This window comes from Branchiibius cervicis, assembly GCF_042661605.1.
Classification (GTDB): Bacteria; Actinomycetota; Actinomycetes; order Actinomycetales; family Dermatophilaceae; genus Branchiibius; species Branchiibius cervicis.
Genome location: NZ_JBHSWJ010000002.1, coordinates 2,020,372 through 2,047,129, shown reverse-complemented (window position 1 = coordinate 2,047,129; position 26,758 = coordinate 2,020,372). Strand labels below are relative to the sequence as shown.

The following is a 26,758-nucleotide window of genomic DNA, read 5'->3' as shown; positions in this document are numbered from 1 at the left end:
CCGGGAACGTGATGCTGCTGCTGGCGGACGATCGGCATGATGTTCTTGATCCTCACGGACTTACAGCGGCAGAGATCCAGACTCGGCAGATCACACCGCACTATCTGGCTGCACTACAGCAGATCCCCGGTTGGCAGGGGTCTTACCTCGCGCAGACTGGCCCTCAACTCGGAATCAGGGAAAGTCGCCACCTGCGAGGGATCGACAAGGTCCTGGGTGACGACGCTCTGACGGGCAGGCGCCGAGCGGATGCGATCGCCCGCTGTGGTTGGCCGATCGAGTCGCATGTGGAGCAAGGCCACACCCACTACGTGCCGATCAAGGACGATGGCTGGTATCACATTGGGCTCGACGCCTTGCGATCTGAGACCACGCCGAACCTGTTCGCGGCTGGACGACTCACCGCCGCCGATGCTCAGGCATACGCCTCGCTACGTGTGATGGGCACGTCGTTCGCCACCGGACACGCAGCGGGAGTCGCCGCCGCACACTTCGCTGACTTCGGGGTGGACGTCACGAGGGTTCAGTCGGAACTGAAACGCCAGGGAGCTCTGATCTGATGCGCGTGGCAGTGACCGGAGCCGCCGGCAGCCTCGCGACGGATGTTAGTCCAGCGCTGGTGGCGAAGGGATTTGAGCTTGTGGGGATCGACCGCGTACCACCTCCGACGGACTGGTGCGGGCGTGAGTGGCAAACCTGTGACTTGACCCGGGATGAACCCGACCTCACCGGCTGCGACGCGGTAGTTCACTTGGCAGGCGTGCCGCTTGAATCGGACTGGCGCACGCTGCGTGCTGCCAACGTCGACTCCACCGAACTCGTCCTGCGAGTTGCCCAACAAAGCGGAGTCGCACGTGCGGTTCTGGCTAGTTCGATCCACGCGGTGGGGTTCGCTGCGGTACCTGCGCAGGGGCAGCTGCTCGCCGATGACATCCCCGCGCGGCCGAACACGCTGTATGGCGTATCGAAAGTCGCCATGGAAGCGCTCGGAAGTCTCTACCACGATCGGTTCGGAATGGATGTTGTTGCCCTGCGAATTGCGTCCAGGTTCGACCGACCGCGGGACGCGCGAATGCAGCACACGTGGTTGTCTCCGGCTGACGCCGGCCGACTGTTCGTAGCGGCCCTGACCGCTCCATCGCCGGGCTTCCGGTTGGTTTGGGGCATTTCGGCAAATTCCGAGGCGTGGTTGTCGAGCGCAGGCGGTACATCGATATCCTATGCTCCTCAGGACGATGCTGTGGCATTCGTCACACCTGAGCCGGGGGTAGCCAGCCGTGGGATCGGACGATTGGTGGGGTGTTCAGCTCACCGTCTCCTCCCACGATGAATGAACCCAGCGGCTTCGGCCACGCCACAACACGAAAGGAATTGCGCCCATGAACTCCACCGTGGCGTTCGCGGTGCGCGACGTACACAAGGTCTTCTTCTCTAGTGACCGAGCCGTGCACGCGCTCACGAACATCAACCTCGACATTGAGACCGGGTCATTCACATGCATCCTCGGTCCATCAGGGTGCGGCAAATCTACCCTCTTGCGCATCCTCGGCGGACTAGAGAAACCAACCAGCGGCTCAGTGGAAACGGCCGCGCTGGGGGGCGAGGAAGTACCGGCATCTGCCTACGTCTTTCAAGACCACGGTGTGTTCCCGTGGCTCACGGTGGCAGACAACGTTTCGTTCGGGCTGGAGATGGCTGGCGTTAAGAAGAAAGAGCGCCGCGACATCGCCATGCAATGGCTATCGAAGGTTGGGATGGAGCAGTTCGCCACCGCTTACCCTGAGCAGCTCTCCGGAGGGATGCGGCAACGCGTTGCTATCGCGCGTGCTTTCGCTACTGGCTCGCCGTACCTCTTGATGGACGAACCGCTCGGAGCGCTCGACGCGCAGACCCGCCGTGTCATGCAGGAGCAACTTCTGCAGCTGTGGCAGGAGGAACAAAAAACCGTCGTCCTCGTCACGCACGCCATCGAAGAGGCGCTTCTACTCGGGGATCGCGTGATCACCATGACCGCGCGCCCGGGGCAGGTGAAGGAAGACGACGTCGTGCCGTTCGTGCGACCACGCTCGCTAGACCTCGAGGCCGATTCTGGCTTTATCGCTATGAAGTCGCGGATCTGGCGAACGCTGCGTACGGAAGTCAACGAATCGCTTGGAGTGAGCGCATGACCATGAACGATCAACGTCCGCTCATGGACGACGTGCATCCCGGGACCATAACCGCGACTGGCGACCTCGACGCTGCCGTGGAGCGCATCCGGGCGACAAGGCGCAGGGTCCAGGTGCGCAACTTCGCACTCGGAATCGGCTTCCCTCTCCTGGTGCTTGTGCTCTGGCAGATTGCGGCCAGCACGGCGATGATCGACGACAAGATCTTCCCGGCACCTACCAAGATCGTTTCGGCTGCGATCGATGACATTCAGCACGGCACTCTCCTGGCAGACACACGGGCAACGGTGCTGCGGCTGATCAGCGGCTATCTGCTGGGGTCGGTTGCAGGAATCATCGTCGGGGTCGTGATGGGGCTCATTCCTGCGGTCAAGGCGGCGCTTGAGCCTACCCTGTCCGCGTTGTACGCGCTGCCCAAGATTGCGCTGCTTCCACTGCTGCTGTTAATTTTTGGTATTAACGACATTCCGAGGGTTCTACTGACCGCGATTGGTGTCTTCTTCGTTCTTCAAATCAACACTTTGCAAGGCATCGTGTACACCGATGAGCGGTACCTGGAGGCGGCGACCGCCTTCGGCGCGAAAGGCTGGCGCCGGCTTACCCGGATCGTGCTGCCCGCCGCGCTACCGCAGATTTTCACGGGACTTCGGGTTGCTGCCGGGATGGCTGTAATCATTGTCACGGCGATTGAATTTGTTGCTGCCAATGATGGGTTGGGATACCTGATCTGGAACTCGTGGCAGATCTTCCAGCCCGCAACGATGTATGTCGGCATGGCAGCAGTGTCCATCCTCGGTGCTGTTCTGACCTATCTAGTTGTCCTGGCTGAGAAGGCTGCCATGCCTTGGCGGCGCAATGGGGACAGGTAACTCGCCCTCGTCGCTCAGAATTCCAAACAACGTTGACATCTCAATGAGGAGAGAACCATGAAGTCGACACTGGCCGTCGTGCTCGTAGCTACCGTGGCCACTAGTGTACTTACCGGATGCGGAGGCTCGTCGGACGACTCTTCGTCCGCAGGAGGCTCATCAACCGTCAAGGTGGCCTACGTTCCGCTGGGTCTATTTGCCCCGCTGTACGTTGCCCAGGAGAAGGGGTACTTCAAGCAAAAGGGAATCACCGTCCAGCTTGACAAGGTGACATCGGGCCAGGACGCGATTCCGCTCGCCGCGGCAGGCAAGGAAGACGTCGTGATCGGCGGATTCAGTGCGGGATTGTTCAGCTCAGTCCAGTCGGGTCTGAATATCAAAGTGGTCGGTTCGATGAATGTCGCCGATGGATCGACCGAGAACACACCAACCTCTCTCGTTGTTACCAAGGAATCCGGCATCAACTCTTTGTCTGATATGAAGGGCAAGAAGGTTGCCGTTCTAGCCGGACCGGGAGGGGCAGGCGCGTTCATTCTCGGTCAGATCCTCAAACCTGCCGGACTGTCTGTTAACGACGTAACGATGGTCAACATCAAGTCCTCGGATATGCCTGCCGCTGCCCAGTCTGGGTCTGTCGATGCCGCAATGGCGTCGTACCCATATAACCTCCAGATCGCAAATAAGGGCGGAAGTAATCTCGCTGTTCCCCCGAAGGGCCTGACATCCGGGGGCGTCGTCTATGGAGGTGACTTTGCCAAGAACACCAAGACTGCGACTGATTTCATGGCTGCACTGCAAATGGCATCCAAAGATCTTCAGGGCGACTACCGCAAGAATTCCGAACTGCTCGGTTACATCGGCAAGTACACAGGCGAGTCGACGTCCTCGCTGAAGACCGCGCCGTATAACACCTGGGAACCGCGGTTGCAGCCGTTGCCTGACCAATTGACGGCAATGCAGGAGGTCTGGATCTCCTCCGGTGCGTTGAAGTACAGCACCCCGATTCCGGCGGCCAAGTATGTTGACGACTCCTTTACCGAGTGACTAGGGACGTACTGAATCGACCGTGCGCGCGTGCCGCGTCAACGCCGGCACGCGCGCACTGCCGACCCAAGGAACACCCCCGGGGGGATTGAGACGACGCCTCGTGCTCCGGCTTCCCCGCAGGGATGGCCTGAGAGAGCCTTGTGCGCTTGGGCCTCGCCTCGTCACGACAGGTAGATCTTGCGCAGAGTCTCGCGGACGGTCCAGGTGGTGTGCTCGCCCTGGTGGAGTCTGACCACCGATCCCGGGTGCAGTTCGACGGCACTACCGTCCTCGAACTGAACTGTCGCGGACCCGGACAGCACCACGAACACTTCGTCCGCTTCGACGTCGCTGCAGACGCCGGGAGTCATCTCCCAGACGCCGATTTCGAGATCCGCCAGAGTGGTCAGTGGGACCGACCCGGCGGCGGGATTGCCCTCGATGATATGACCGGGATCCAAGGGTTCGAGCGGCAGCACTTCGGGCACGGCTAGTTCATGGTCCACGCACGCATTGTCGCTGATCATCGGTCACGTAGGTTGCTGCCCATGACCGATAACCCGGGGTATCCCAACTACGGCCCGCCGCCGCCGGCACCCTACGGATTCGCGGGCCCGCCCGGTCCGCCGTTCGTCGCCGGCAAGGTGCGCTCGACCGGCACCTGCTTCCTGCTGATGATCGTGACCCTGGGCTTCTACTCCTGGTACTACTGGTACTGCGTCCACGACGAGCTCAAGACCCAGCGTGGTGGCCGTGGCCTCGGCGGTGGACTGGCCCTCGTCCTCGCGATCTTCCTGCCGGTCGTTCTCTACTTCATGACTCCCGACGAGGTCGGCAACGCCAGCCTGGAGCGCGGTCTGGGCAAACCGGTGAGCGCGATCTACGGGCTGTGGGTGTTTCTGCCGTTCATCGGCAACATCGTCTGGTTCATCCAGGTCAACGATGCGCTGAACCGCTACTGGAGGTCACTCGGAGCGGTCGGCTGAGTCCGCATCGGACCACCGGGACGCTCGTTCCAGGTTGCCACCACCTCGCCCAGCACCGAAAGCGCAATAATCCCAGGCGTTTTCCCACCGATGTTCAGCCCGGCCGGCAGGTGCACGCGTGCCAGGTCGGCCTCGGTAAAACCTTCTGACTGCAACTGAGCCAGCACCGATTCACTCCGGGCGCGGCTGGCCAGCATCGCGACGTACCCGCATCCGGCCCGTAGCGCCGAGCGCAGGATGAGCGGCGCATCGGGCGCGTCGTGGTCGCACAGCACCACCGCATCAGCGGCAGCGGGGGAGAGTGCCGCAACGGCCGCCGCCCCCTTGCCGCCTTCATCCTCGGCGATGAGTCGCGTCGGGACGTCGACGATCTGCGCCAGCGCCACCAGCGCGGTCGCGACGGGGTTCTCGGTGAGCACGATCAGTCGCCCCGCCGGGGCCGGCTCGTCGACCCACGGTTGTTCACGAGAGGTGCGCTGTGACATCGCCCCAGCCTAGAGGCCTGGCTAGAATCGGCCCTGTGAGTCGTCCGATGCCCGTACGTCGTTCCGTTGCCCGTGGTCTGCTGAAAGCCACCCGCTGGCGGCTGGTCGGCGAGATGCCTGAGTCGGGCATCATGGTCGGCGCGCCGCACACCTCCGCCTGGGACTGGGTGGCCATGCTGGCGATCTCCTGGGCCAACTCCCGCAGCCCGCAGGTGCTGATCAAGAGCAGTTACTTCAACGGCCCCGCCGGTGCGATCCTGCGCCACACCGGCGGCATCCCACTGGATCGTGCCAACCCCGGCGACACCATCCGGGCACTACTGGCCGAAGCGGAGAAATCCGACGCATTCCTGCTCGTCATCGCGGCGGAAGGCACTCGCAGCAAGGGGGAGTACTGGAAACCGGGCTTCCTACGGATCGCTCGGCAGACCGGGCTACTGGTGACCCTGGGGTTCATCGACGGACCGACCCGCACCCTTGGCATGGGCCCTACCTTCACGCCCTCCGGCGACGTCGCCGCCGATATGGATTTCGTGCGCGCCTTCTACGCCGACAAATACGGCATCCACCCGCAGAACCGGACCGAGCCGCGCTTGCGCGAGGAGACGACCGGTCTCCCCGCCTAGCGCAGATCGACCCGAATGACCTTCTCGGTGCTGTTGTTCGGGGTGCTGTCGCGGTCGTTGGTCGTGGTCAGCCACAGGTTCCCGCCCGGGGCCGGCTCGATGGTCCGCAGCCGGCCGTAGGTCCCGGCGAAGTACTGCTGGGAGTTGACCAGTGACGAGCCGGAGATCTGCTCGCGGTACATCCGCTGGCCGCGTGCACACGCGACGTACACCACACTCGCGACGATCGCCAACCCGCTGCACGAACCGGCGGACGTCGGGTACGTCTGCTTCGGTGCGATGAGAGAGCCACCGCAGCTGCCCGTCGTACCTTCACATTGCGGCCACCCGTAGTTGCCGCCGCGCACGATCAGGTTGGTCTCGTCCATGACGTTGTTGCCGAATTCCTGCTCCCACAGGCGGCCCTGGGCGTCGAAGGCGAGTCCTTGGGGGTTGCGGTGACCGTAGCTCCACACGTAGGAGTTGAACGGGTTGCCGGCGGGAATGCCCCCGGTGCGGGTCATGCGCAGGATCTTGCCGTTGAGCGACCCGGCTCCGGTCAGGCGCTGCGCATTGGCACTGTTGAGCGCGTCCCCGGTTGAAACGTAGAGCATGCCGTCGGGACCGAACCGCAGACGACCGCCGTTGTGGTAGACGTTGCGCTGGATCCCGGTCAACAGCGTCTGCATCGACGCAACGGCCAACGTCCCGCCGGAGTAGCGAATTCGCGCGACTCGCGCCAGCGGGTTACGTCGACGTGGTCGGGGAGGAGACCGAGTCACCGTAGATCTCGCGTAGCGATGACAGCACCGAGTGCGTGATCTGGTCGTCGGACCACGATCGCACCGCCTGCGCGCACGGACCGGCCGCGAACGTCAGCAACGTCGGCTCCCCGTGCAGCCGGGTGAGGTCGTAGAACGAGTGCCACCACCGCGCCGCGGGCCCTGCCGCCGCACCGCGTAGACGTCAGGATCCCAGAAACGTCCATCGAACCGCAGGAACACCTTCTCGAAGTCGTTCATCGCCAGGTTCGACAGCGCCGCGGTCACCGGAGTCGGCAGAGCCGGTGAGATCACCAGGTCATCCGACTGCAGGACGCCGACCGGCACCGTCACGACCACGTGCCGCGCGTCCAGGCTCAGACCGGCGGTGCTCACTCGCGCGCCGCCGGTCGACCAGTCGATCCGCGTCACGACCTGGCCCAGCCGGATGTCCAGCCCGATCGCCAATCCCGTTGCCAGCTGGACGTATCCGTCCGGGAAGACCACCTCATCGCCGTTGGTCTGGTCGTCGTCCAGTCCGTGTGCGTCCATGTCGGCGATCCACACGCCGTACTGCTCCTCGGTGCGGTGTTGCAGGAATTCCCGGACCCGTTCGATGCGGTCCGGCGTCCAGTCCACGGCGCCGAGTGCGCGGTCGGCCAACTCGGCGTACGACGTGCCGGGGGCCACGGAGGCGAGCAGGACTGCCAGCCGCTCGTCAACGCTCCGCACGTCCTCGACGAAGGCCGCCGCCTGCTCGTCGCTGAGCCGGACGCCGTCGGGTCCGTAGTAGGCGATCGGCCGGCCGCCGGCCTGATAGCTGCCCACGGTGAACTCGGCCGCCCGCATCCCGAGGTCCTGCGTCGCCGCCCAGACGGGTCCGTCGTCGATGCCGTGGATCCACGAGGCACCCAGATCGGTGATACGCCCATCGACGCGAGAGGTGTGCACGCGCCCGCCGATCCGGTCCCGGGCCTCGAGCACGACGACACCCCTACCGGCGTCGGCGAGAAGGCGGGCGGCGGTCAGGCCGCTGATGCCGGCCCCGACGACGAGCGTGTCGATGCGGTCAGTCACCCCTGCAGTGTGACAAATAGGCTCGGTCGACGCTGCTCATGCCAGCCTTGTGCCAGTCCCGTCGAGAGGAGCACCGTGCTGGGCTTGGAGTTGATCGTCGTTCTCGGCGTGGCGCTGCTGCTGTGCGGTGCGCTCGCCCGGCGTTATCCGGTGGCCCCGGCGATCCTGTTGTTGCTCGCCGGAATCGTCATCGGTTTCGTGCCGCGGTTCCGTGAAGCACAGCTGCCGCCCGAGGTGGTGCTGCTGGTCTTCCTTCCGGCGCTGCTGTATTGGGAGAGCCTCACCACCTCGTTGCGGGAGATCCGCAGCAACCTTCGCGTGGTGGCGCTGACCAGTACGGCGTTGGTCGTCCTGACCGCCGGTGCCGTCGCCTGGGTCGCGCATGCGCGGGGCCTTCCCTGGGGCCCGGCGTGGGTCCTCGGTGCTGCCGTCGCGCCCACGGACGCCACTGCGGTGGGCGTTCTCGCCCGAGACCTTCCGCGGCGTACCGTCACCGTGCTCAAGGCCGAGAGCCTGGTCAACGACGGCACCGCCCTGGTGATCTTCGCCGTTGCGGTGGGGGTCACGGTCGGGCAGGAGACGCTCGCGCCGCTGCATCTGACCTGGCTGGTGGTGTTGTCCTACGCCGGGGGCATCCTGGCCGGACTGATCATCGGGTGGGTCAGCAGCACGGTCCGCCGCCGCATCAGCGACCCCACACTGGAGAACATCGCGGTGCTGGTGACGCCGTTCGCTGCGTTCCTTCTTGCCGAATTGATCGGTGCGTCGGGGGTTCTGGCTGTGGTCACGTGCGGACTGTGGATGAGCCAGAGCGCACCTCGCATCACCAGCGCCGCTGCCCGCCAGCAGATGATCGGCTTCTGGTCGCTGGCGACGACCGTCCTCAGCAGCGCGCTGTTCGTGCTGGTCGGACTGCAAGCCCAGTCGGCTGTCCGCAATCTGCGCAGCGAGTCCTACGAGGGCGCTCTCGTGGACATCCTCGTCGTCGGCGCGGTCGTCATCGGGACGCGGTGGATGTGGACCTACACCACGCCGTACGTGATCCGGCTGGTCGACCGCCGCCCGTCCCAGCGCGTCCGACGGGTAGGCGCCCGGCAGCGGATGGTGACGGCCAACGCCGGATTCCGCGGCGCAGTCTCCCTGGCGGTCGCCCTGGCCATCCCGCAGCGACTGGACTCCGGCGAGCCCTTCCCGGGGCGGGATCTGATCATCGTCATCACCTGCGGAGTCATCGTGCTGACCCTGCTGCAGGCGCTGTGGTTGCCGCTCATCGTGCGGGCCGCTCGCTTGCCGACGGACACCTCGGTCGAGCAGGAGCGGAAGCTGGCCGAAACGGTGACCGCCGACGCGGCGTACGACGCGATCGATGAGATCGGCGCCGACCTCGGCAGTAGCGAGCACGTCATCGAGCGGGTGCGGCATGAGATGGACAAACGTCGGCGGCTGCTGACCGCTGCCGACGACGGAAACCAGGCGCTGGTCCAGCACCACGACGAATACACCGCCTTGCGGCTGGCACTGCTCGCGAAGGAACGCGAGACGCTGATCCAGCTGCGCGACGAACGCCGGATCGATGACATCGTGCTGCGACAGGTGCAGTCCCGGCTGGACATTGAGGAGGTGCGCCTGTCGCGGGCGGCGACCACCGAATAAGGGTTCCCGGCCAGCTGTTCGATAATGGAACTATGTTTCCTGGGCGCTTCGACCGCAGCTGGCGGCGGCCGGAGCGTATGCGTCGGTGGTTCGAGGCGTACGGTCGCGGGCGATCGGTGTACGCCACGGGGCAGGGCGCCGGCGAGCTGCTCGGCTTCACTGGTATCGCGGCCCTGGTCGGGATCCTGACCGGGCTGACCGCCGCGACGTTCCGGATCGTGGTGGAGCGGGTGAACGATTGGCGCACCGACGCGGTCGGGATCTGGCACGGCCGGTGGTGGGGTCTGCCGCTGCTGATCCTGCTGTGTGCCGCTGCCACCTCGATCTCGGCCTGGCTGGTGCATCGCGTGGAACCGCACGCCGAAGGCAGTGGCATCCCGCGGGTCGAAGCGGTGGTGGAGGGTCGTTCGGCCCCGGGCCGGTTGCGCATTCTGCCGGTGAAGTACGTCGGGGGCGTGCTGTCCATGGGCGCCGGCCTGGCCCTCGGGCGGGAGGGGCCATCGGTTCAGATGGGCGGAACCATCGCCGCGAGGATCGGAACGGCCCTGCGGCGCAACGCATCCGACGTACGTGTCCTGGTTGCTGCCGGAGCGGCGGCGGGCCTGGCGACCGCCTTCAACGCGCCGATCGCCGGCGGGGTCTTCGTGCTGGAGGAGTTGTTGCGGCGCTTCGATCGGCGTACGACGCTCGCGACGCTGGTGGCGTCGGCGACCGGCTTCCTGGCCGCGCACTTCCTGGTGCGCGGCGGGGTCATCTTCACCGTGCCGCCGTTGCCCGCGCCGCGCGTCGCGGAGGCGCCCTGGGTACTCCTTGTCGGCATCGCGACCGGCGTGCTCGCGGTGGGATACAACCGGGCGATCATGAGGGGCCTGCGCTGGGCCGACACCAGCCGGTGGTCGCCACCGGTGCGGGCCGCGGTCATCGGAGGCGTCGTCGCAATCGTCTGTTGGCTCTCGCCGGGCCTGGTCGGTAGTGGCGACGGACTCACCCAGGATGCGCTCCTGGGCACAGGCACGCTGCTCACCGTGGTCGGGATCCTGTTGGTGAGGATCGCGCTCAGTGTGGTGTCGTACGCCGCGACCGTCCCCGGGGGTCTGTTCGCCCCGATGCTCGTGATCGGCGCGCTCACCGGCGAGATCGTCGGTCGCTTCGCCCATCAGGTCGGCGGAGCCACCGCCCCGTCCGTCACCGCCCTGGCCCTGCTGGGCATGGCCGCCTTCTTCACCGCGAGCGTGCACGCCCCGGTGACCGGGTTGGTGCTGGTGACGGAGATGAGCGGCTCGGCCGGTCAGCTTGCTCCGATGCTCGGTGCGTGCGCGGTGGCGTTGCTGGTCGCGAGTGCGTTGCGCTCGGAGCCGATCTACGACTCGCTCACCGCCCGGTCGGTGCAGGTCTCACGGCTGGCCGACGAGGACCGCGAGGTGAAGACGGCCGCGGGCGGCGCCGCTGCGAATTGATCGGGCGGGTCCGCCGAGGGCCTTTCGTCGCTGGGTCAGGCGCCGCTGGGTCAGGCGCCGCGGAAGGCGGCCGGTGCCAGCAGGGCCAGGATGCCGACCGCGAGCAACAGGGCAGCGGCAACGACCGGCAGCCAGCCGATACCCGCATGCGACAACACGTATCCGCCGACCACGGAGCCGCCGGCGATGCCCACGTTCGCGGAGGAGTTGACCCATGCGCCGGCGACGTCGGCGGAGGCCACCCCGGCGCGCACGGCCAGGGCCTGGAAAAGTGACGGGACCGACCCGAACGCCCCGGTCCACAGCGTGACGCCGACCAGGACGGGCACCAGCGCCGGATAACCGGCCGCGACCACCAACAGGCCCGTCGCCAGGAGCGCGGGGATCATCCGGGCGCTGCCCAGCGGCCGGCGGTCCAGATGCGCAGCGCCGATCCGCAGACCGATCAGCCCCACGACCCCGAAGACGAGCAGGACCGGCCCGATCCAGTCCTGGCGCAGGCCGGCGGACTGCAGCATGGAGGAGATGTAGGTGTAGGCGGTGTAGTGGCCCAGGAAGGCCAGACCGCAGGCCAGGATGACCACGATGAGCGGCCGTGGATCGCGACGAACGCGACGCTGCTCCGTCGGCGGCACGCTGACGTCGGGAAGAACGCGCCAGGCGACTGCTGCGATGGCCAGGACTCCGGCGGTGAGAATCGCGAAGGCCGCGCGCCACCCCCAGACGGTACCGATGACGGTCCCGAGCGGCACGCCCAGCACGAATCCGGCCGAGCCGCCGACGGACATCAGCGCCATCGCCTTGCCGGTGTGCGAGAGCGGGGCCAGCCGGGCGGCGTACCCGATGGAGATGGAGAAGAACAGTGCGTGGGCGATACCGCCCAATCCGCGGGCGAGGGCCAGCACTGCGAATCCGCTTGCCGTAGCGGCGAGTGCGTTGCTGATCGCATATCCGAAGAGCGTTGCGAGCAACAACGGCTTGCGCGGCAGACGGCGGGTCAGGATCGTCAACGGCACCGCGAGGACCGCGACCATCAGGGCGTAGACACCCACCAGCAGACCGGCGTGCTGCTCGGCGATCCCCAGCGAATCGGCGATCTGCGGCAGCAGGCCGACCGGGAGCATCTCGGTGGTCAACGCGCCGAACGAGGCCAGCGACAGCGTCACCAGGCCGATCCGGGCAGCGCGGAACGCCGCGTCACCGTCGGCCACGACCGAAGGCGACCGGTCGGCCGTGGTCGGTTGTTGCACAAAGACTCCTCGAGACACCGGGTAGTATTTCCTCGTGACTCGAGAATATTCGTCGAAGGCCGGGTCTGCCAAGTCGGCCGACGCCGCCGCGGCGGTGATTCCCCGCACAGTGCAGCGCCGGTGGGAGGTCGCCGGCGAGGTACTGCGTCTACTGCACACGACCCCCGGCGTCACCCGCGCCCAGGCCGTCGAGCAACTGGGGATCTCCAGCGCCAGTGCCACCGATCTGTTCGATCGCCTGCGCCAGTGTGAGCTGCTGACCGAAAACCCCGCTCCCGCAACGGGACCCGGCCGGCCCACGACGCTCCTGGCGGCCGCGCCGCAGGGCCCCTTGATCGGCGTACTCGACCTTGCCGGTTCGTCGTGGCAGATACTGCTGGCCGACCTGGCCGGTGACGTCACCCGCCTCGCGCACGGTGCGTACGCCGATGCGACGCCCGCCCGCTTCATTCCCCGCCTGGCCAAGCGGCTGGCCGAAGCCCTCTCGCCGTACGCCGATCGCGTCCTGGTCGTGTCCGTCGCGGTGGCGGGGACGGTCACCGGTAACCGCCTGCTGCAGTTCGCGGGCGAGCAGCCGCAGCCGGCGGACCTGGCTCCGCTGCTGCGCGGGCTGCCGTCGCACGCCGCGCTCTTGGTGGACAACGACGCCACGCTCGGCGGTCTCGCCGAAGCGCGGACCGGTGCCGCCCGCGGCGCCGCTAGCTGCCTGCACCTACTGCTGACCGGGGGCATCGGCGGGGTGATGGTCATCGACGGCGCACCGGTCGTGGGCGCTTCGGGGGCCGCCGGGGAGTTCGGGCACATGCCGTTCGGTGACCCGGCGCAGCCGTGTCCGTGCGGTGCGTTCGGCTGCTGGTCGCGCCAGGTGGATGCGACGGTGCTGGACGCGGGCGAACCGGCCGCGATCGAGGCCGTGGCGCACGCCTTCGGCCGCGGAGTGGGCGCCCTGGTCAACGGGTTGGATCCGCAGGTGGTGACGGTGGGCGGCCTGGCACCCGCCGTGATGGCGGCCGATCCGACCGCCTTCGAGCGGGGCTATCACGACGGCTTGATGGCCTTCCGGCGATCCGATCCGCCGCCGGTGCTGGCGGCTTCGCATGACGACGGGCCGGTCGCCGGCGCGGTCAGCCGGGCGATCGATGAGCTGACGACCCCGGCCGTGCTGGAGGGATGGACCGCGCGATGATGGCCGTATGAGCACTGCGCTGCGCGTCATCGACAACCCGGACGAATCGCGGTACGAGGGCTGGTCCGAAGGCGTGCTCGTCGGTCTGGCGGACTACCGCCCGGCGGGGGAGGGCGTCATCGCGATCCCGCACACCGAGGTCGATCCCGCCCGCCAGGGGCGGGGATTGCCGGGGCGATCGTGCGGTTCGCTCTGGATGACCTGCGGGAGAAAGGTGTTCACGTCGTGCCGTCGTGCCCGTACGTGCGGCGGTGGATCGATCAGCACCCGGAGTACGCCGATCTGGTGGCCTGAGCCACCAGGTTGAGCCGAGCGGCTGCACCGGCGTACAATTTCGATATTGAAATATTCGGACTGCAATATGTGTGGTCCGGATCACCGATCGGAATTCGAAAGTCGAGCCCTAGCATGTCCCGCCTGACCCGTACCCTCGCCGCCCGTCGTGATGCCGCACGCTCCATCCGTGCGTTGCAGCGCGCGATCGATCTGGCGCCGAGCCAGGGTGCCCGCGACGATCTGGTCGCGGCATGGCAGCGTTCCGAACTGCGGCACTGACCCGCTAGCCGGCCGTCCCGTCGAGCAGATCGGCGAGTGCGGCGGCGGTCGGGATGCTGTGCCCGTGGGTGCGCACGACCCGCGGCCATCGAGTGGCCCAGGTCAGCCGGTCATCCCCCGCTGCGCACACCAGGATCGCCTCCGGGTCGGCCACGAGTGCTGCGCGCACGGTCTCGTCCTGGACGGGATCCACGCCGAGGGTGCCGGTGAGCACCAGGTCGGCGTCGGGGGCGACCGGCAGGACGGCGTCCGGTGCGGAATCGTCACCGTGACCCTCGGGCGACTTTTGGCGAGCGAAGGCGCGGACAACCGTCGAACCCGGGTGTCGGCGTACGACCTCATCCACCAGGACGTCGTTGAGCGCGCCGGCAGCGATGTTGCGCGCCCGGCGCGCGTCCAGGATGCGCAGCGGCCCCGCCAGGGGCGGCACCTCACCGCGGACGGTGAGCGCTGATGCGGCCCAGCGACGTTCGTCCTGCGCGGTGGCAGCCGGCAGCCGGTCATGGGGTCCGGTCACCCAGTCCTGCATCCGCGCGATGCGTGCGGCCGCCGTCTGGACGCGAGCAGGATCGAGGCGGCCATTGCGCAAGGCGGTCGTAACGGCTGAAACTGCCTCTCGCAGAACGCCCTCCGGCCCGTCTGCGCCGCCGTTGAACACGGCGTTGCCGAGGGCGATCACGTCGGCGCCGGCGGACAGGGCGCGCACGCAGCCCTCGCCCATCCCCATACCGTCGCGGATAGCCCGCATGTCCAGCGCATCGGTCACGATCAGACCCGTGAAGCCCAGCTCCTCACGTAGGAGCGACAGCGCGGCCGGACTGGTGGTTGCCGGCTGGTCGGGATCGACCGCCGCGAAGACGATGTGCGCGGTCATGACGGCTCGAACGCCCGCGTCCACCGCAGCGCGGAACGGCAGCAGCTCCACGTGTTGCAAGCGAGCTCGGTCGTGATCGATCCGGGGCAGGCCGAGGTGCGAGTCGACGGCGGTATCGCCATGTCCCGGAAAGTGTTTCGCACATCCGGCAACGCCCTGCGACTGTAGCCCGCGCACATACGCGGCGACCTGCTCGCCGACCCGCCGCGGGTCACTGCCGAACGAGCGAATGCCGATGACGGGATTGCGCGGATTGTTGTCGACGTCGGCGACGGGCGCGAAGTCCAGGTCGATCCCGAGAGCGCGCACGTCCTGTCCGATGGCCGAGGCAACCGCCGAGGTCGCCGCGAGGTCATCGACGACCCCCAGCGTCGCCGCACCCAGGTGCGCACTGCCGTGGTGGGTGCCCAGGCGGCTGACCGTCCCGCCCTCCTCGTCGACCGCGATGACTCGAAGGCCCCGAGAGTGGAGATCATCAGAAAGGGATCGGGTGGCAACGGCTTCGGGGCTGACGTTGTGCCCGAAGTAGCACACGCTGCCCAGTCCGTCGTCGATGGCTTCCTTGAGCCAGTCCGGTGCGGTTCGCCCCTCGAATCCGGGCATGAGCACCGAGAGGGCCAGGCGACGCAGCTCGCTCATTTGACCGACCCGGCCACCAATCCGGCACCCATCCGCTTCTGCGCGAGCACGAAGATGACCACGACCGGGATGGTGACGATGGTCGAGGCTGCCATCAGGCCGTTCCAGTCGTTGGTGTTCTGGCCGAAGAAGGACTGCAACCCGACACCGACGGTGAGGCGGTCGTCGCGGGAGAGGAAGGTGAGCGCGAAGGTGAACTCTTCCCAGGCCAGGACGAAGGAGAACGCACCGGTCGCGATCAGTCCGGGCGTGACCAGGGGCAGGAGCACCGAGCGGAACATCCGCCACCAGCCGCAGCCGTCGAGATAGGCGGCCTCCTCCAACTCCACGGGCACGGCCGCGACGAAGCCGCGCAGGTTCCAGATCGCGAACGGCAGTGAGAAGGCGATGTAGACGACGGCCAGCCCGATCAGGGAGTTCAGCAGGTGCCATTGCTTCATCTGCAGGAAGAGCGGGATCACCAGCGCTTCGGCGGGCAGCATCTGCACGATCAGGACGAGCACGAGAACCGTTGTGCGGAAACGGAACCGGAAGCGCGCGATGGCCACCGAGCCCAACAGCGCCAGGAAGACCGACACGACCACCGTGATGACGGTGACGATGGCCGAGTTCACCAGGTACGTACTGAAGTGGCCTTTGGTCATCACGTCGGTGAAATGCCGGAACGTGAACGAGGTCGGCAACAGGCTGTCCGCGCCAGAGGTGTTGGTGTTGCTGACCGCGGTCGTGAGCATGAAGTAGATCGGGAACAAGGTGAAGAGCAGCAGAGCAATCGCCGCGACGTACTTGCCGACCTTCATGGCCGGGGTGGAGTGGCTGTTCATTGCAGGTCGTCCTCCCGGAAGAGCAGTCGCAGATAGACCAGGGTGATAGCCAGCAGGACGAGGGTGAGCAGCACCGCGATCGCCGAGCCCAGGCCGTAATTGGTCTGGTTGATACCGGTGATGTAGGACCAGACGCCCATGTTGAGCACCTCGGGGTTGCTGCCGTCACCGCCGGGCATCAGATAGATCTGCGCAAACACTTTGAAGTTCCAGATCGTCGACAGGATCGTGACGACGGCGAAGACCGGTCGCAGGATGGGCAGCGTGATGCCGGTGAACCGCTTCCAGGCGCTGGCGCCGTCCAACGCCGCAGCCTCGTAGAGGTCTTCGGGCACGGTGAGCAGCCCGGCGTAGATGGTCAGCGCCACGAACGGATAGCCGTGGTGGATCACGTTCAGCGCGGCGATCGCGTAGAAGCTGAGGCGGTCGAGGAACCAGTTGTATCCCTCCGGGCCCAGCAGGCCGACCGCTTGGAGGGCCTGGCGAACGATGCCTGCGTCGGGGTCGAAGATCCAGCGCCAGATGTAGGTTCCGGTAACGGCGGGCAGCGCCCACGCGATCAGCATCGCGCCGATGATGACGCTGCGCCATCTGGGCCCGAGTGCGCGGAGCAGCAACGCCACCAGCGTGCCCAGCACGACCGTTCCCACGACGGTGATCACCGCGAAGACAACGGTGTTGGGCAGGATGATGCTCCACAGGTAGTTCGCCGGCAGGCCGGGGAGCCGGAGAACACCTGCCGGTAGTTCTCCAGCCCGACCCAGCGCGGGACCCCGGAGATGATCTCCTTCAGTCCGTAGGCGTGGAACGACAGGTAGATGACGCGGTAGATCGGGTAGAGCAGCAGGGCCGCGATGACCAGCAGCGGCGCGGCCAGCAACAGCCACGGACGGCGAGTGGTACGGCGCATCTCAGCTCTCGTTCAAGGTGGCAGTCAACTGCTGGTTGGCAGTGCTCGTCGCCTCATCGACGGACGTACCGGTCAGGATCGACTGCAGCATCTGGGGAATGAGCTTCTTGCCCTCCGCCGCGCCCCATTGCGGTGCGCTGGGCAAGGCGCGGCCCTCCTCCAGCATCGCGGTCGCAAACGGTGCGGTCAGCGAATCGGCATTGTTGGCAAAGCTTTTCAGGCCCGACTTGGTGCTGGGAAAGAAGCTGCTTTCTTCGGCGAACTGTTTGGCCAGGGACCCGGTCGTCATCAGTTCGATCAGTTGCCAGTCCAGGTCCTGGTTCTTGCTTCTGGCCATCGCAGCCAGATTGGAGCCCCCGACCAGGGTGGGTGCGATGCCGCCGTCCTTGCCGGGGATCGCGAAGGCGCCGATCTTGTCCTTCAGGCTCGGGTCGGCCTGCACGGCCGCCTTCGGCGTCCAGTTGCCCTGGATCACCATGGCGGCCTTGCCCTTGGTGAAGGCGTCCAGCAGGTCGGTCTCTTTCCATGTGGCGGCGCCCGTCGTGGACGAACCGTCCTTGGTGGCCAGACCGGTGTAGAAGGACAGCCCCGCCCGGGACCGGGCACTGTCCAGGTGCCCGGTCCACGTGCCGCCGCTCTCGGTGGCGAAGTCACCGCCTGCGCCCCAGATGAAGGGGGCAGCGGCGTACTGCGAGGCACCGGCGATCGGCATCGCGGCCATTCCCGGCTCCTTGGCTTTCAACGTCTTCACCGTTGCTTCGAGTTCGGCCCAGTTGGTCGGCACCTTGATGCCGTCCTTGGCGAAGATGTCTTTGCGGTAGACGATTCCTCGGGTACCGGCGTACCAGCCCACCCCGTACTGCTTGCCGTCGTAGGTCGCCGAGTCCTTCAGTGCCTGCAACTCATCGCTGCCCAGGCCGGAGGACTGGATCCTGCCGGATAGATCGGCTAAACCCCCGGCGGCGGCGAACTCGGAGTTCCAGGTGGCGCCGATCTCCGAAACGTCCGGGCCGTCACCGCTGGCGAAGGAGCGCACCAGCTTGTCGTGTGCGTCCGCCCACTCGACCTCGGTGATGTTCACCGTCGCACCGGTCTTGGCTTTGAACGCGCTCTTCAATGCGTTGTAGTAGCCCGACGAATCGGGGTTGGTGCCCTTCATCACCCACAGATTCACCGTCTTGCCGCCGCCGGCAGCGCTACTGGCGGCCCCTGTCGACCCGTCGTCACCACAGCCGGCCAGGAGCACCCCCGTCACTGCGACGATCCCGGCCAGACCGATCAGACGACGGGCGGGGAGGCGAAGTGGGCGGTGGGTCATGGGTGCTCCTGGTGGCGGTGGCGCGGAATCAGTTGGCGTTCAAGGTGGCGGTGATCGCCTGGCTGGCCTTCGTGGTTGCGTCGTCGACGGAGGTCCCTGTCAGGATCGACTGCAACATCTGGGTGATGGTCTTATTGCCCTCGACTTTGCCCCACTGCGGTGCGTTCGGGACGTTGCGACCGGCCTCCAGCATCGCCTTCGCGAAGGGCGCGACCAACGGGTCGGTGCTGTTCGCGTAGGGCTTGAGCGCACTCTGGGTGCTGGGGAAGAAGCCGGTCTCGTCGGCCCACTGCTTGGCGAGCGTGTCCGAGGTCATCAGGTCGATCAGTTGCCAGTCCAGGTCCTGGTTCTTGCTCTTGGCCATGACGGCCAGGTTCGAGCCGCCCAGGAAGGTCGGGGCGATACCGCCGTCCTTGCCCGGCACGGCGAAGGCGCCGATCTTGTCCTTCAGGCTCGGGTCGGCCTGCACGGCCGCCTTCGGTGTCCAGTTGCCCTGGATGACCATGGCGGCCTTGCCCTTGGTGAAGGCGTCCAGCAGGTCGGTCTCCTTCCAGGTCGAGGCACCGGTGGTGGAGGAGCCGTCCTTGGTGGCCAGACCGGTGTAGAAGGACAGACCGGCGCGCGACGTGTCGTTATCAAGGGCGCCGGTCCACGTGCCGCCGCTCTCGGTGGCGAAGTCACCGCCTGCACCCCAGATGAAGGGGGCAGCGGCGTACGACGAGGCACCGGCGATCGGCATCGCGGCCATTCCCGGCTCCTTCTGCTTCAGCGTCTTGACGGTGTCTTCCAGCTCGGCCCAGTTGGTCGGCACCTTGATGCCGTCCTTGGCGAAGATGTCTTTGCGGTAGACGATTCCTCGGGTACCGGCGTACCAGCCCACCCCGTACTGCTTGCCGTCGTAGGTCGCCGAGTCCTTCAGTGCCTGCAACAGGTCGTTGCCCTTGCCGGAGGACTGGATCTTGTTGGACAGGTCCGCCAGGCCGCCGGCGGAGGCGAACTCCGGCGTCCAGGTCGTGCCGATCTCTGAAACGTCCGGGCCGTCGCCGCTGGCGAAGGAGCGCACCAGCTTGTCGTGTGCGTCCGCCCACTCGACTTCCTGGATGTTCAGGGTCGCACCGGTCTTGGCCTTGAACGCGCTCTTCAATGCGTTGTAGTAGCCCGAGGCGTCCGGGTTGGTGCCCTTCATGACCCAGAGGCTGACCGACTTGCCCCCACCGGAGCCACCGCTGGCCCCTCCGGTGGACCCGGTGCTCGAGCCGTCGTCCCCGCAGCCGGCCAGGAACAGCCCGGCCACCGCGATCATGCCGACGGCGCTGAGGGTCGTGCGCGTCCGGCGGGTGCTGGTGCGAAGCGGATGTGTCATGAGGTTGCTCCTGCTCTGGTCTGGGTGGTTCGGCCGACGCATTGACGCGCCCCCCGATGGAGAGCATACGTAAAGAACTCTCCGTAGCGTGGAGATGAATGGTAAAAACTTTCGCGTCCTGGGTCGGGGAACACAGACGTTGCGGGTGCAGGCGTGAAGCGGCCCACCCCGGGCACCCGGGACGGGCCGCTTCGTCGGTGTGCTCGCGGACTACTTGGCCGCCTCCGCGAACTCGGTGGTGTAGGTCTTGGCGACGTCGATGCTGTCCTTCTTCGGCTTGACGGCTGCGGAGAAGGAGCCGAGCACGGTGAGCACGTTCTTGGCGCCGTCGGCGTTCATCACCCCGTTCCCGTTGAACATCCCGATCGAATCGCCGATGGCTTTGACGTACAGATCCGGGTCGCTGCCCTTGTAGTCGGCCGGCATCTTCTCCGCGATCTCGGCAGCCGAGTGGCTGTCGACGAACTTCAGGGTCTTGACGAAGGCGTTGGCCAGTTTTTGCACCGTCGCCTTGTTGTTGGCCACGTAGTCGCAACTCATGTACAACGAACTCGCCGGGTACAAGCCACCGAGGGCCTGTTTGGTCCCGTCCTCGGTGCGCATGTCGACCATCACCTTGCCCATGTCGCCCTGGGTGATCTTGGCGATGGTGGGGTCGGTTGTCATCCCGGCGTCGATGCCGCCGGTCTTCAACGCGGCGATGAAGGTCGAGTCGGCACCGGCCTTCACCGTCGTGTACTGCGAGGTGGTCACACCGGCCCGGCCGGCGAGGTACTGGGTCAGGAAGTCCGTCGAGCTGCCGGCGCTGGTCACCCCCAGCTTCTTGCCCTTGAAACCGGCCGGGTTGGTGACGGAGGATTCCGCGTCTTTGCTGACCACCTCGGCCTCGCCGGGCACGTTGGCGAACTGCACGACGCTCTCCAGGCATTTGCCCTTGGCCTGCATGTCGATGGTGTGGTCGTAGAAGCCCACGACACCTTGTGCCTGGTTGGCGATCAGTGCCGTCTCGGCGGTGACCCCCGCCGGGGTGTCCACCAGATTGACGTTCAGGCCCTGTTGCTTGAAATACCCCAGTTGCTGGGTGAGGGCGGCGGGCAGGTAGATGATCTTGCTCATCCCGCCGACCATGATGGTCACATCCGTCGAGCCTTGGTCACCACCGCCACTGGCGTCGGTCTTCTTCGTGGCACAGCCGGACAGGGCCAGCGTGCTGGCGGCAGCCAGGGCAACGGCTGCAGAAATCGTGCGTTTCATGATGTTCCTTAGCGAATCGAGTTGTAGCAGTGAGTGATTGGGGTCGTTCGTCAGACCTGGATCGCCGCCGTGTTCGTCGGCGGCCGCCAGCGCAGCAACTTGCCTTCGAAGAAGCCGAGGATGAGCTCGGCACCCAGGGCCAGGACCGTGGAGATGAGCATTCCGGCGTAGATCCCAGCAGCGTCGAACGAGCCCTGGGCGGTGCTGATCAGCAGGCCGATACCGTGCGTGGCTCCGGCGTACTCACCGACGATGGCGCCGATCAGTGCGAATCCGAAGGCGGTGTGCAGACTGGCCAGGATCCAGCTGGTGGCGCTGGGGACCACGATCGAACGCAGGATCTGCCAGCGGCTGGCGCCGAGGATGCGGGCGTTGTTGACCAGGTTGCCGTCCACTTCGCGAGCGCCCTGGAAGGCGTTGAAGAAGACCGGAAAGAACACCAGCACCACCGCGGTGGCGATCTTGCTGCCCATCCCGAGGCCGAACCAGATGATGAACAGCGATGCCAGCACGATGCGCGGCACAGCGTTGAGGGCCTGGATGTAGGGCGCGAGGACCTCGGACAGGAGCTTGGCGCGGCCGAGCAGAATGCCGAGAACCACGCCGAGGATGGAACCGATGATGAAACCGATCACCGCCTCGACGAGGGTGTACCCGATCTGCAGCCAGATGGAGCCCTGAGCGGTGCCCTCGGTGAACCAGACCACCAACTTGTTCCAGATCAAGCTGGGCTGGGAGTAGAAGAACGGGTCGAACCAGAGGGCGACTGACAGCTGCCAGAAGGCCAGGACGGCCACGAGGAGCAGGACGCGCAGCACATAGACCTTCGCCTTGTGGCGGCGGACCCGCTGCTTGGGAGTCATCCGACGCGTTCCCGGGTCGGTGTCGTCGGTGCTGGGGTTCTGGATTGCGGTATCAAGCGACACGGTCGGCGCTCCTGCGGGCGATGGCGACCTCGGAGGACAACGACTCCCAGATCTTCGAATAGGTCTGCACGAACTGCGGATCCATCCGCAGTTCCTCCACGTTGCGCGGCCGGGGGATCTCGACGGTGAAGTCGTCCTTGACCGTGGCCGGGCTGGCGGTCATGACGACGACCCGGTCGGCGAGTGCGATGGCTTCCTCCAGGTCGTGGGTCACGAAGATGACCGCTGACCTGGACTGCGACCACAGGTCCAGCAACTCGGTCTGCATCAGCGCACGGGTCTGCACGTCCAGCGCCGAGAAGGGCTCGTCCATCAACAGGATCGACGGTTCGTTGACCAGCGTCTGGGCGAGAGCGACGCGCTTGCGCATCCCGCCTGACAGTTGGTGCATGTAGTACGACTCGAAACCGGCCAGGCCCACCTTGGCGATCCATTCGGCCGCTCTGCCCTGAGCCTCCTCCTTGGCGACACCCCGCCACAACGGGCCGGCGGATACGTTGCCCAGCACGGTGCGCCACGGAAGCATCGCATCCGCCTGGAACATGTAACCGACGCCGTCGGGGATCCCGGTGACGGGCTCGCCCGCAACGGTGACGGTTCCCTCGGAGGCCGGTTCCAGCCCGCTGACAAGGGACAGCGTGGTGGACTTTCCGCATCCGGTGGGTCCGACGATGGCGACGAATTCACCCTCGCCGACACTGAGGTTGACGTCCCTGATGGCGGTGTGGGTGCCACCGGTGCTGGTCAGGAAACGCTTGGTCGCATGTCTGAGTTCGACCAGAGTCATAGGCCCTCCTGGGAGCGATCGGGACCGGAATCCGACGCTGTGATCCAGGTCTCATCCGGGGAGCGAGCCTCACGCTAGGTAGGACCTACAGCCGGTGTCACCGGTTGTGATCGATGCTCGCGTTCTGCTCGATGCGGTCCTTTTGCGCATTCTGCCCAGCAGTTGGTGAGACGCCGGTCACACGGTTTATCGTGAGAAACCATGACCGCGAGGACCTCACGACGCCGCCTGAGCTTCAGCGGGCAGCTACTGGTCTCGCAGGTGCTCGTGGTGCTCCTGCTGGGGATGCTGGGACTGGCTGCGGTGACGTGGTTGGCGCGATCGATGCTGCGCGGTCAGTACGAGCAGCGGGCGCTGGCCGTCTCCCGCACCATCGCGGCCGACCCAGGCCTTGCCGATGCGGTCGCTCGCGAGGACCAGGCAACCGTGCAACGGATTGCGATGGCTCAACAACGAGCAACCGCAGCACTTTTCGTGGTTGTCACCGATCGTCGAGGAATACGGCTTGCGCATCCGAACCCCCAAGAGGTCGGCAAGTCAGTGAGCACGTCGCCGGAAGAAGCCCTGCACGGCCGCGAGGTGGCGGACATCGAGGAGGGGACGCTCGGGCTGTCGGCACGCGGAAAGGTGCCGCTGCGGACCTCCGACGGGGCGGTCGTGGGAGAGGTGAGCGTTGGGTTCAGTGCGGACGACATCGACCGGGCACTGCTCCATCTGTTGGCCATCGCCATCCCGATCGGGGTGGGTGCGGTGCTCGTCGGAGCCTCGGCTGCGGGGCTGGTCGCGCGGCGGGTCAAGCGAGGCACCTTCGGCCTGGAGCCGCGCGAGGTCGCCGACCTGGTGCGCGAGCGGGAAGCGGTACTCCACGGCATCGGCGAGGGTGTGCTGGCGATCGACGACTCGGGCCGGATCACCATGTGCAACAACGAAGCTCGTCGCCTCTTGGACAATGATCTGGAGGTCGGAGCGCTGGTATCGGACGCCGGGTTGCCGGAGCGGTTGCAGCAGGCACTCAGCGCCCCGCCGGACCGGGCGGTTTCGGCCAGCGAGCGACGGGTGCTGATCGGTGTCTCGCGAGGAGTCGAGCACGACGGCAGGAGTCTCGGCGCGGTGTTGACCCTGCGAGATCGCACCGACATCGAATCCTTGACGGATGAATTGGCTTCTGTGCGAACGATGACCAGTGCCCTGCGTGCCCAACGTCACGAGTTCGCCAACCGCATGCACACCGTGATCGGGCTGTTGCGATCAGGGTCGACGGCGGATGCGCTGGAGTATCTGGACGAATCCGGTGCCGTGGAAGGCACCGACCACGTCAGTGCCTTGGATGCGGTGGCGTCCAACACCATCCGGGCGCTCTTCAGCGCGAAGGTCGCGTTGGCGGCCGAGCGTGGGGTCGTCCTGGAGCTATCGGAGCACTCGGCCGTGCCCCACAAGTTGCTGGCACCGGTGGAAGTGGTCACCGTGCTGGGCAACCTCCTGGACAACGCCATTGATGCCGCGGCCGGCTCGGTCAACCGCCCTGCCCGGGTCGATCTCGACCTGCTCGAGGACGGGAGCAACCTGGTCATGTCCGTCGCCGACAGCGGGGACGGCATCGCAGAGCAGATGAGAGGCGTCGTATTCCAGGAGGGCTTGAGCACGCGTGGGCCGGACCGGGGTTACGGGTTGGCGATCGCCCGACGGACAGCGCGTGACCTGTCCGGTGACATCGAGATCACCTCGACCGGAAAGCACGATGCGGCAACGGTTTTCGTCGCTACCTTGCCGGGTGTTCTGGACGCAGACCGGTCGGTCGGACCGAAGCAGGCGGCCGGTTCGCCATGCTGAAGGCGCTCGTGGTCGACGACGACTTCCGTGTCGCGCAGCTGCATGCCTCCTACGTGGGCAAAGTGCCCGACTTCGAGGTTGCGGGGGTGGCGCACACCGGCGCGGAGGCGCTCGAGCAGTGTGCCCTGGTCCAGCCCGACCTGGTGCTGCTGGACAGCTACCTACCCGATCAGCCTGGCCTGGAGGTGGCTGTCCGCCTGGCCGGCACCCGCACCGATGTTGTGATGGTGACCGCAGACACCGCAGCGGATACGGTGCGCGCCGCTTTCAGCGCCGGAGCACTGGGCTATCTGGTCAAACCCTTCACCGAGGACGACCTGGCGGCCAGATTGCTGGCTTATCAGCGCTATCGGTCCCGGATCCAGCGAGGTCACCTGCATCAGAGACAGATCGACGCCGCAGCAGCCGCATTGGTCCCGGGCAAGCCGGCGGGCACCACGTCCCGGCATTCGTCTGTGACCCAGGGACTGGTCCGGGATCTGGTCCGCGACTCCTCGTGCGCGGTGACCGCGACGGAGGTCGCCACCGGCCTCGGCATCGGCCGGGCGACGGCGCAGCGGTACCTGTCGGTCATGGCCGATTCCGGCGAGTTGGCGATCGCGCTCCGGTACGGTTCTACCGGCCGGCCGGAGCACGAATACCGCTGGAACCTCTGACAATTCGGCCCACCCCGGGCATCCGGGGTGGGCCGTGCCGTGCTGGGTTCGCCGTCTACTTCAGCTCCGTCGAAGACAGCTCCAGAAGGCGGCGGGCGACCACCAGCAACTGGATCTGCTGGGTACCCTCGAAGATGTCCAGGATCTTGGCGTCGCGGGCCCACTTCTCCAGCAACTCGGTCTCGGCGTACCCGGTGGCCCCGCACAGCTCGACGCACTTGAGCGCGACGTTGACGCAGGTCCGGCCCGCCTTGGCCTTGGCCATCGAGGCTTCCATCGAGTTGGGTTGACCGTTGTCGGCCATCCACGCGGCGCGCAGCGCCAGCAGGTACGCCGCCTCGAAGTCGGCTTCCATCTCGATCAGGCTGGCCGCGGCGTACGACTGGGTGGTGATCGGCGCATCCAGGTCGGGTTCGACCCCCGCCTTGGCCAGCAACTCGGTCGCGAGGTCCAGGGACGCGCGGGTGAGACCCACCGCCATCGCCGCCACCAGTGGCCGAGTGTTGTCGAAGGTCTGCATGGCACCGCCGAAGCCGCCCTCGGTCTTGATCTCCGGGTCGCCCAGGAGGTCGGCGGCGGGCACCCGGCAGTCCTGCAGGCTGAACGCGGCGGTGTCAGAGGCGCGGATGCCCAGCTTGTGCTCGAGCCGGACGAGTTTGAGTCCGGGGTTCGATCGCTCGACCACGAACGACTTGATCGCCTTCTTGCCCAGGCTGCGGTCCAGGGTCGCCCAGACCACGACCAATTCGGCCCGCTCACCGGCAGTGACGTAGATCTTCTCGCCGTTGAGCACGTACTCGTCGCCGTCCTTGACCGCGGTGGTGCGGATGGCGCCGGAATCCGAGCCCGCTCCGGGCTCGGTGATCGCCATGGCCGCCCAGCGACCGGCGTACCGCGCCTTCTGCTCGTCGTTGGCGACGGCGGCGATCGCCGCGTTGCCCAGTCCCTGGCGGGGCAGTGACAGGGTCAGACCGACGTCCCCGCGGCAGGTTTCCATGATCGACAGCACCGAGGAGAGGTTGGCACCGTTCTTGGCACTGCCGTCGTCGGCCTTCTTCTCGGTGACTGCGGCATCCCTGGTCGCACCGGTGGCACCGGCACCCTGGGTGGCGCCGCTGTCGGACATGCCGTCGATGAGCGCGGACATCAGGTCCAGCTCGACGGGGTATTCGTGCTCGGCCAGGTCGTACTTGCGGCTGATCGGGCGGAAGACCTCATCGGCCATCGAACCTGCCTGCTTGACCAGCGGCACGAATTTGCGGGGGATCTCGAGGTTGATCATGTTCATCTCCTGAAGGT

30 protein-coding genes are annotated in these 26,758 nt (G+C 66.4%); 14 read left to right on the top strand and 16 right to left on the bottom strand.

What is annotated here, in order from left to right; all coding sequences use genetic code 11:
• Nucleotides 1-11: 11 nt before the first annotated feature.
• Genes ACFQBT_RS10760 through ACFQBT_RS10740 form a run of 5 tightly spaced genes read left to right on the top strand, consistent with a single transcriptional unit; the run spans nucleotide 12 to nucleotide 4,081 of the window.
• Complete coding sequence (locus tag ACFQBT_RS10760; RefSeq protein ID WP_377825446.1) at nucleotides 12-560, top strand: FAD-dependent oxidoreductase; 549 nt, start codon at nucleotides 12-14, stop codon at nucleotides 558-560.
• Nucleotides 560-1,330 carry an NAD-dependent epimerase/dehydratase family protein gene (locus tag ACFQBT_RS10755; RefSeq protein ID WP_377822624.1) on the top strand — a complete coding sequence of 257 codons (771 nt, stop codon included), beginning with the start codon at nucleotides 560-562 and terminating at the stop codon, nucleotides 1,328-1,330. Before ACFQBT_RS10760 ends, ACFQBT_RS10755 begins: the two co-directional genes overlap by 1 nt.
• Nucleotides 1,331-1,379: 49 nt before the next feature.
• Entirely contained in the window at nucleotides 1,380-2,168 is a 789-nt protein-coding gene (locus ACFQBT_RS10750; protein ID WP_377822622.1) for an ABC transporter ATP-binding protein, read from the top strand.
• Entirely contained in the window at nucleotides 2,165-3,037 is an 873-nt protein-coding gene (locus tag ACFQBT_RS10745; protein WP_377822620.1) for an ABC transporter permease, read from the top strand. Before ACFQBT_RS10750 ends, ACFQBT_RS10745 begins: the two co-directional genes overlap by 4 nt.
• A 57-nt stretch (nucleotides 3,038-3,094) precedes the next feature.
• A complete protein-coding gene (locus ACFQBT_RS10740) occupies nucleotides 3,095-4,081 on the top strand; it encodes an ABC transporter substrate-binding protein (RefSeq protein ID WP_377822618.1) in 987 nt (328 codons plus the stop codon).
• A gap of 164 nt (nucleotides 4,082-4,245) precedes the next feature.
• On the opposite strand, the gene ACFQBT_RS10735 is transcribed toward ACFQBT_RS10740, so the two are convergent.
• On the bottom strand, nucleotides 4,246-4,569 hold the full coding sequence (locus ACFQBT_RS10735) for a cupin domain-containing protein (protein WP_377822616.1): 324 nt from the start codon (nucleotides 4,567-4,569) through the stop codon (nucleotides 4,246-4,248).
• A gap of 42 nt (nucleotides 4,570-4,611) precedes the next feature.
• On the opposite strand from ACFQBT_RS10735, the gene ACFQBT_RS10730 reads away from it, so the two are divergent.
• Entirely contained in the window at nucleotides 4,612-5,049 is a 438-nt protein-coding gene (locus ACFQBT_RS10730; protein WP_377822614.1) for a DUF4234 domain-containing protein, read from the top strand.
• Here the strand turns inward: ACFQBT_RS10730 and ACFQBT_RS10725 are convergent.
• Entirely contained in the window at nucleotides 5,019-5,534 is a 516-nt protein-coding gene (locus ACFQBT_RS10725; RefSeq protein ID WP_377822612.1) for an XdhC family protein, read from the bottom strand. The genes ACFQBT_RS10730 and ACFQBT_RS10725 overlap by 31 nt on opposite strands.
• 35 nt (nucleotides 5,535-5,569) lie before the next feature.
• Between ACFQBT_RS10725 and ACFQBT_RS10720 the strand changes: the two genes are divergently transcribed.
• On the top strand, nucleotides 5,570-6,160 hold the full coding sequence (locus tag ACFQBT_RS10720; protein WP_377822610.1) for a 1-acyl-sn-glycerol-3-phosphate acyltransferase: 591 nt from the start codon (nucleotides 5,570-5,572) through the stop codon (nucleotides 6,158-6,160).
• Here ACFQBT_RS10720 and ACFQBT_RS10715 read toward each other — a convergent pair.
• From ACFQBT_RS10715 to ACFQBT_RS10705, 3 genes are read right to left on the bottom strand one after another with little or no spacing between them, the layout of a single operon-like run.
• Nucleotides 6,157-6,828, bottom strand: a complete 672-nt coding sequence (locus ACFQBT_RS10715) for a PQQ-dependent sugar dehydrogenase (RefSeq protein ID WP_377822608.1) — start codon at nucleotides 6,826-6,828, stop codon at nucleotides 6,157-6,159. The two genes, ACFQBT_RS10720 and ACFQBT_RS10715, sit on opposite strands and share 4 nt — an antisense overlap.
• Before the next feature lie 58 nt (nucleotides 6,829-6,886).
• Nucleotides 6,887-7,021, bottom strand: coding sequence for a hypothetical protein (locus ACFQBT_RS10710; RefSeq protein ID WP_377822606.1), 135 nt, complete (start codon nucleotides 7,019-7,021; stop codon nucleotides 6,887-6,889).
• Complete coding sequence (locus ACFQBT_RS10705; RefSeq protein WP_377822604.1) at nucleotides 7,015-7,977, bottom strand: flavin monoamine oxidase family protein; 963 nt, start codon at nucleotides 7,975-7,977, stop codon at nucleotides 7,015-7,017. The genes ACFQBT_RS10710 and ACFQBT_RS10705 overlap by 7 nt, the downstream gene beginning before the upstream one ends.
• Nucleotides 7,978-8,052: 75 nt before the next feature.
• Between ACFQBT_RS10705 and ACFQBT_RS10700 the strand changes: the two genes are divergently transcribed.
• Nucleotides 8,053-9,630 (top strand): Na+/H+ antiporter, encoded by a 1,578-nt coding sequence (locus ACFQBT_RS10700; RefSeq protein ID WP_377822602.1) that lies wholly within the window; start codon nucleotides 8,053-8,055, stop codon nucleotides 9,628-9,630.
• Nucleotides 9,631-9,707: 77 nt separating this feature from the next.
• Nucleotides 9,708-11,087: a ClC family H(+)/Cl(-) exchange transporter gene (locus ACFQBT_RS10695; protein ID WP_377822600.1), complete on the top strand. Its 1,380-nt coding sequence runs from the start codon at nucleotides 9,708-9,710 to the stop codon at nucleotides 11,085-11,087.
• A gap of 50 nt (nucleotides 11,088-11,137) precedes the next feature.
• Here the strand turns inward: ACFQBT_RS10695 and ACFQBT_RS10690 are convergent, their stop codons facing one another.
• Complete coding sequence (locus ACFQBT_RS10690; RefSeq protein ID WP_377822598.1) at nucleotides 11,138-12,337, bottom strand: MFS transporter; 1,200 nt, start codon at nucleotides 12,335-12,337, stop codon at nucleotides 11,138-11,140.
• Nucleotides 12,338-12,371: 34 nt separating this feature from the next.
• Between ACFQBT_RS10690 and ACFQBT_RS10685 the strand changes: the two genes are divergently transcribed.
• The 3 genes from ACFQBT_RS10685 (at nucleotide 12,372) to ACFQBT_RS10675 (ending at nucleotide 14,078) form a co-directional block, all read left to right on the top strand.
• Entirely contained in the window at nucleotides 12,372-13,523 is a 1,152-nt protein-coding gene (locus tag ACFQBT_RS10685) for an ROK family transcriptional regulator (protein WP_377822596.1), read from the top strand.
• Between the two features lie 180 nt (nucleotides 13,524-13,703).
• A complete protein-coding gene (locus ACFQBT_RS10680; protein ID WP_377822594.1) occupies nucleotides 13,704-13,817 on the top strand; it encodes a GNAT family N-acetyltransferase in 114 nt (37 codons plus the stop codon).
• A gap of 114 nt (nucleotides 13,818-13,931) precedes the next feature.
• Complete coding sequence (locus ACFQBT_RS10675) at nucleotides 13,932-14,078, top strand: hypothetical protein (protein WP_377822592.1); 147 nt, start codon at nucleotides 13,932-13,934, stop codon at nucleotides 14,076-14,078.
• Between the two features lie 4 nt (nucleotides 14,079-14,082).
• Here ACFQBT_RS10675 and ACFQBT_RS10670 read toward each other — a convergent pair whose 3' ends face one another.
• From ACFQBT_RS10670 to ACFQBT_RS10630, 9 genes are all read right to left on the bottom strand, one after another.
• On the bottom strand, nucleotides 14,083-15,591 hold the full coding sequence (locus ACFQBT_RS10670) for a glycoside hydrolase family 3 protein (protein ID WP_377822590.1): 1,509 nt from the start codon (nucleotides 15,589-15,591) through the stop codon (nucleotides 14,083-14,085).
• The gene (locus ACFQBT_RS10665) at nucleotides 15,588-16,415 is read right to left on the bottom strand and encodes a carbohydrate ABC transporter permease (protein WP_377822588.1); all 828 of its coding nucleotides are present in this window, start codon (nucleotides 16,413-16,415) and stop codon (nucleotides 15,588-15,590) included. The genes ACFQBT_RS10670 and ACFQBT_RS10665 overlap by 4 nt, the downstream gene beginning before the upstream one ends.
• Nucleotides 16,412-17,077 (bottom strand): carbohydrate ABC transporter permease, encoded by a 666-nt coding sequence (locus tag ACFQBT_RS10660; RefSeq protein ID WP_377822586.1) that lies wholly within the window; start codon nucleotides 17,075-17,077, stop codon nucleotides 16,412-16,414. Before ACFQBT_RS10660 ends, ACFQBT_RS10665 begins: the two co-directional genes overlap by 4 nt.
• On the bottom strand, nucleotides 17,074-17,325 hold the full coding sequence (locus tag ACFQBT_RS10655) for a hypothetical protein (RefSeq protein WP_377822584.1): 252 nt from the start codon (nucleotides 17,323-17,325) through the stop codon (nucleotides 17,074-17,076). The genes ACFQBT_RS10660 and ACFQBT_RS10655 overlap by 4 nt, the downstream gene beginning before the upstream one ends.
• A gap of 1 nt (nucleotide 17,326) precedes the next feature.
• Complete coding sequence (locus ACFQBT_RS10650; protein WP_377822582.1) at nucleotides 17,327-18,643, bottom strand: sugar ABC transporter substrate-binding protein; 1,317 nt, start codon at nucleotides 18,641-18,643, stop codon at nucleotides 17,327-17,329.
• A 28-nt stretch (nucleotides 18,644-18,671) separates the two neighbouring features.
• Complete coding sequence (locus ACFQBT_RS10645; protein ID WP_377822580.1) at nucleotides 18,672-20,006, bottom strand: sugar ABC transporter substrate-binding protein; 1,335 nt, start codon at nucleotides 20,004-20,006, stop codon at nucleotides 18,672-18,674.
• 210 nt (nucleotides 20,007-20,216) lie between these two features.
• Nucleotides 20,217-21,260, bottom strand: a complete 1,044-nt coding sequence (locus ACFQBT_RS10640; RefSeq protein WP_377822578.1) for an ABC transporter substrate-binding protein — start codon at nucleotides 21,258-21,260, stop codon at nucleotides 20,217-20,219.
• A 50-nt stretch (nucleotides 21,261-21,310) separates the two neighbouring features.
• The gene (locus ACFQBT_RS10635; RefSeq protein WP_377822576.1) at nucleotides 21,311-22,186 is read right to left on the bottom strand and encodes an ABC transporter permease; all 876 of its coding nucleotides are present in this window, start codon (nucleotides 22,184-22,186) and stop codon (nucleotides 21,311-21,313) included.
• A complete protein-coding gene (locus ACFQBT_RS10630) occupies nucleotides 22,176-22,973 on the bottom strand; it encodes an ABC transporter ATP-binding protein (RefSeq protein ID WP_377822574.1) in 798 nt (265 codons plus the stop codon). The genes ACFQBT_RS10635 and ACFQBT_RS10630 overlap by 11 nt, the downstream gene beginning before the upstream one ends.
• A 201-nt stretch (nucleotides 22,974-23,174) precedes the next feature.
• On the opposite strand from ACFQBT_RS10630, the gene ACFQBT_RS10625 reads away from it, so the two are divergent.
• Together ACFQBT_RS10625 and ACFQBT_RS10620 are read left to right on the top strand one after the other, a co-directional pair.
• Nucleotides 23,175-24,803 (top strand): ATP-binding protein, encoded by a 1,629-nt coding sequence (locus ACFQBT_RS10625; protein WP_377822573.1) that lies wholly within the window; start codon nucleotides 23,175-23,177, stop codon nucleotides 24,801-24,803.
• Nucleotides 24,797-25,459: a response regulator gene (locus ACFQBT_RS10620; protein ID WP_377822571.1), complete on the top strand. Its 663-nt coding sequence runs from the start codon at nucleotides 24,797-24,799 to the stop codon at nucleotides 25,457-25,459. The genes ACFQBT_RS10625 and ACFQBT_RS10620 overlap by 7 nt, the downstream gene beginning before the upstream one ends.
• A 55-nt stretch (nucleotides 25,460-25,514) precedes the next feature.
• Here the strand turns inward: ACFQBT_RS10620 and ACFQBT_RS10615 are convergent, their stop codons facing one another.
• Nucleotides 25,515-26,741, bottom strand: a complete 1,227-nt coding sequence (locus tag ACFQBT_RS10615; protein WP_377825444.1) for an acyl-CoA dehydrogenase family protein — start codon at nucleotides 26,739-26,741, stop codon at nucleotides 25,515-25,517.
• Nucleotides 26,742-26,758 lie beyond the last annotated feature (17 nt).

Bases quoted from the DNA above. Each gene is read 5' to 3' on its own strand.
- ACFQBT_RS10760 (WP_377825446.1), top strand. From the start codon at position 12: ATGCTGCTGCTGGCGGACGATCGGCATGATGTTCTTGATCCTCACGGA.
- ACFQBT_RS10755 (WP_377822624.1), top strand. From the start codon at position 560: ATGCGCGTGGCAGTGACCGGAGCCGCCGGCAGCCTCGCGACGGATGTT.
- ACFQBT_RS10750 (WP_377822622.1), top strand. From the start codon at position 1,380: ATGAACTCCACCGTGGCGTTCGCGGTGCGCGACGTACACAAGGTCTTC.
- ACFQBT_RS10745 (WP_377822620.1), top strand. From the start codon at position 2,165: ATGACCATGAACGATCAACGTCCGCTCATGGACGACGTGCATCCCGGG.
- ACFQBT_RS10740 (WP_377822618.1), top strand. From the start codon at position 3,095: ATGAAGTCGACACTGGCCGTCGTGCTCGTAGCTACCGTGGCCACTAGT.
- ACFQBT_RS10730 (WP_377822614.1), top strand. From the start codon at position 4,612: ATGACCGATAACCCGGGGTATCCCAACTACGGCCCGCCGCCGCCGGCA.
- ACFQBT_RS10725 (WP_377822612.1), bottom strand. From the start codon at position 5,534: ATGTCACAGCGCACCTCTCGTGAACAACCGTGGGTCGACGAGCCGGCC.
- ACFQBT_RS10715 (WP_377822608.1), bottom strand. From the start codon at position 6,828: ATGCAGACGCTGTTGACCGGGATCCAGCGCAACGTCTACCACAACGGC.
- ACFQBT_RS10695 (WP_377822600.1), top strand. From the start codon at position 9,708: ATGCGTCGGTGGTTCGAGGCGTACGGTCGCGGGCGATCGGTGTACGCC.
- ACFQBT_RS10675 (WP_377822592.1), top strand. From the start codon at position 13,932: ATGTCCCGCCTGACCCGTACCCTCGCCGCCCGTCGTGATGCCGCACGC.
- ACFQBT_RS10670 (WP_377822590.1), bottom strand. From the start codon at position 15,591: ATGAGCGAGCTGCGTCGCCTGGCCCTCTCGGTGCTCATGCCCGGATTC.
- ACFQBT_RS10665 (WP_377822588.1), bottom strand. From the start codon at position 16,415: ATGAACAGCCACTCCACCCCGGCCATGAAGGTCGGCAAGTACGTCGCG.
- ACFQBT_RS10655 (WP_377822584.1), bottom strand. From the start codon at position 17,325: ATGCGCCGTACCACTCGCCGTCCGTGGCTGTTGCTGGCCGCGCCGCTG.
- ACFQBT_RS10650 (WP_377822582.1), bottom strand. From the start codon at position 18,643: ATGACCCACCGCCCACTTCGCCTCCCCGCCCGTCGTCTGATCGGTCTG.
- ACFQBT_RS10645 (WP_377822580.1), bottom strand. From the start codon at position 20,006: ATGACACATCCGCTTCGCACCAGCACCCGCCGGACGCGCACGACCCTC.
- ACFQBT_RS10640 (WP_377822578.1), bottom strand. From the start codon at position 21,260: ATGAAACGCACGATTTCTGCAGCCGTTGCCCTGGCTGCCGCCAGCACG.
- ACFQBT_RS10630 (WP_377822574.1), bottom strand. From the start codon at position 22,973: ATGACTCTGGTCGAACTCAGACATGCGACCAAGCGTTTCCTGACCAGC.
- ACFQBT_RS10625 (WP_377822573.1), top strand. From the start codon at position 23,175: ATGACCGCGAGGACCTCACGACGCCGCCTGAGCTTCAGCGGGCAGCTA.
- ACFQBT_RS10620 (WP_377822571.1), top strand. From the start codon at position 24,797: ATGCTGAAGGCGCTCGTGGTCGACGACGACTTCCGTGTCGCGCAGCTG.
- ACFQBT_RS10615 (WP_377825444.1), bottom strand. From the start codon at position 26,741: ATGATCAACCTCGAGATCCCCCGCAAATTCGTGCCGCTGGTCAAGCAG.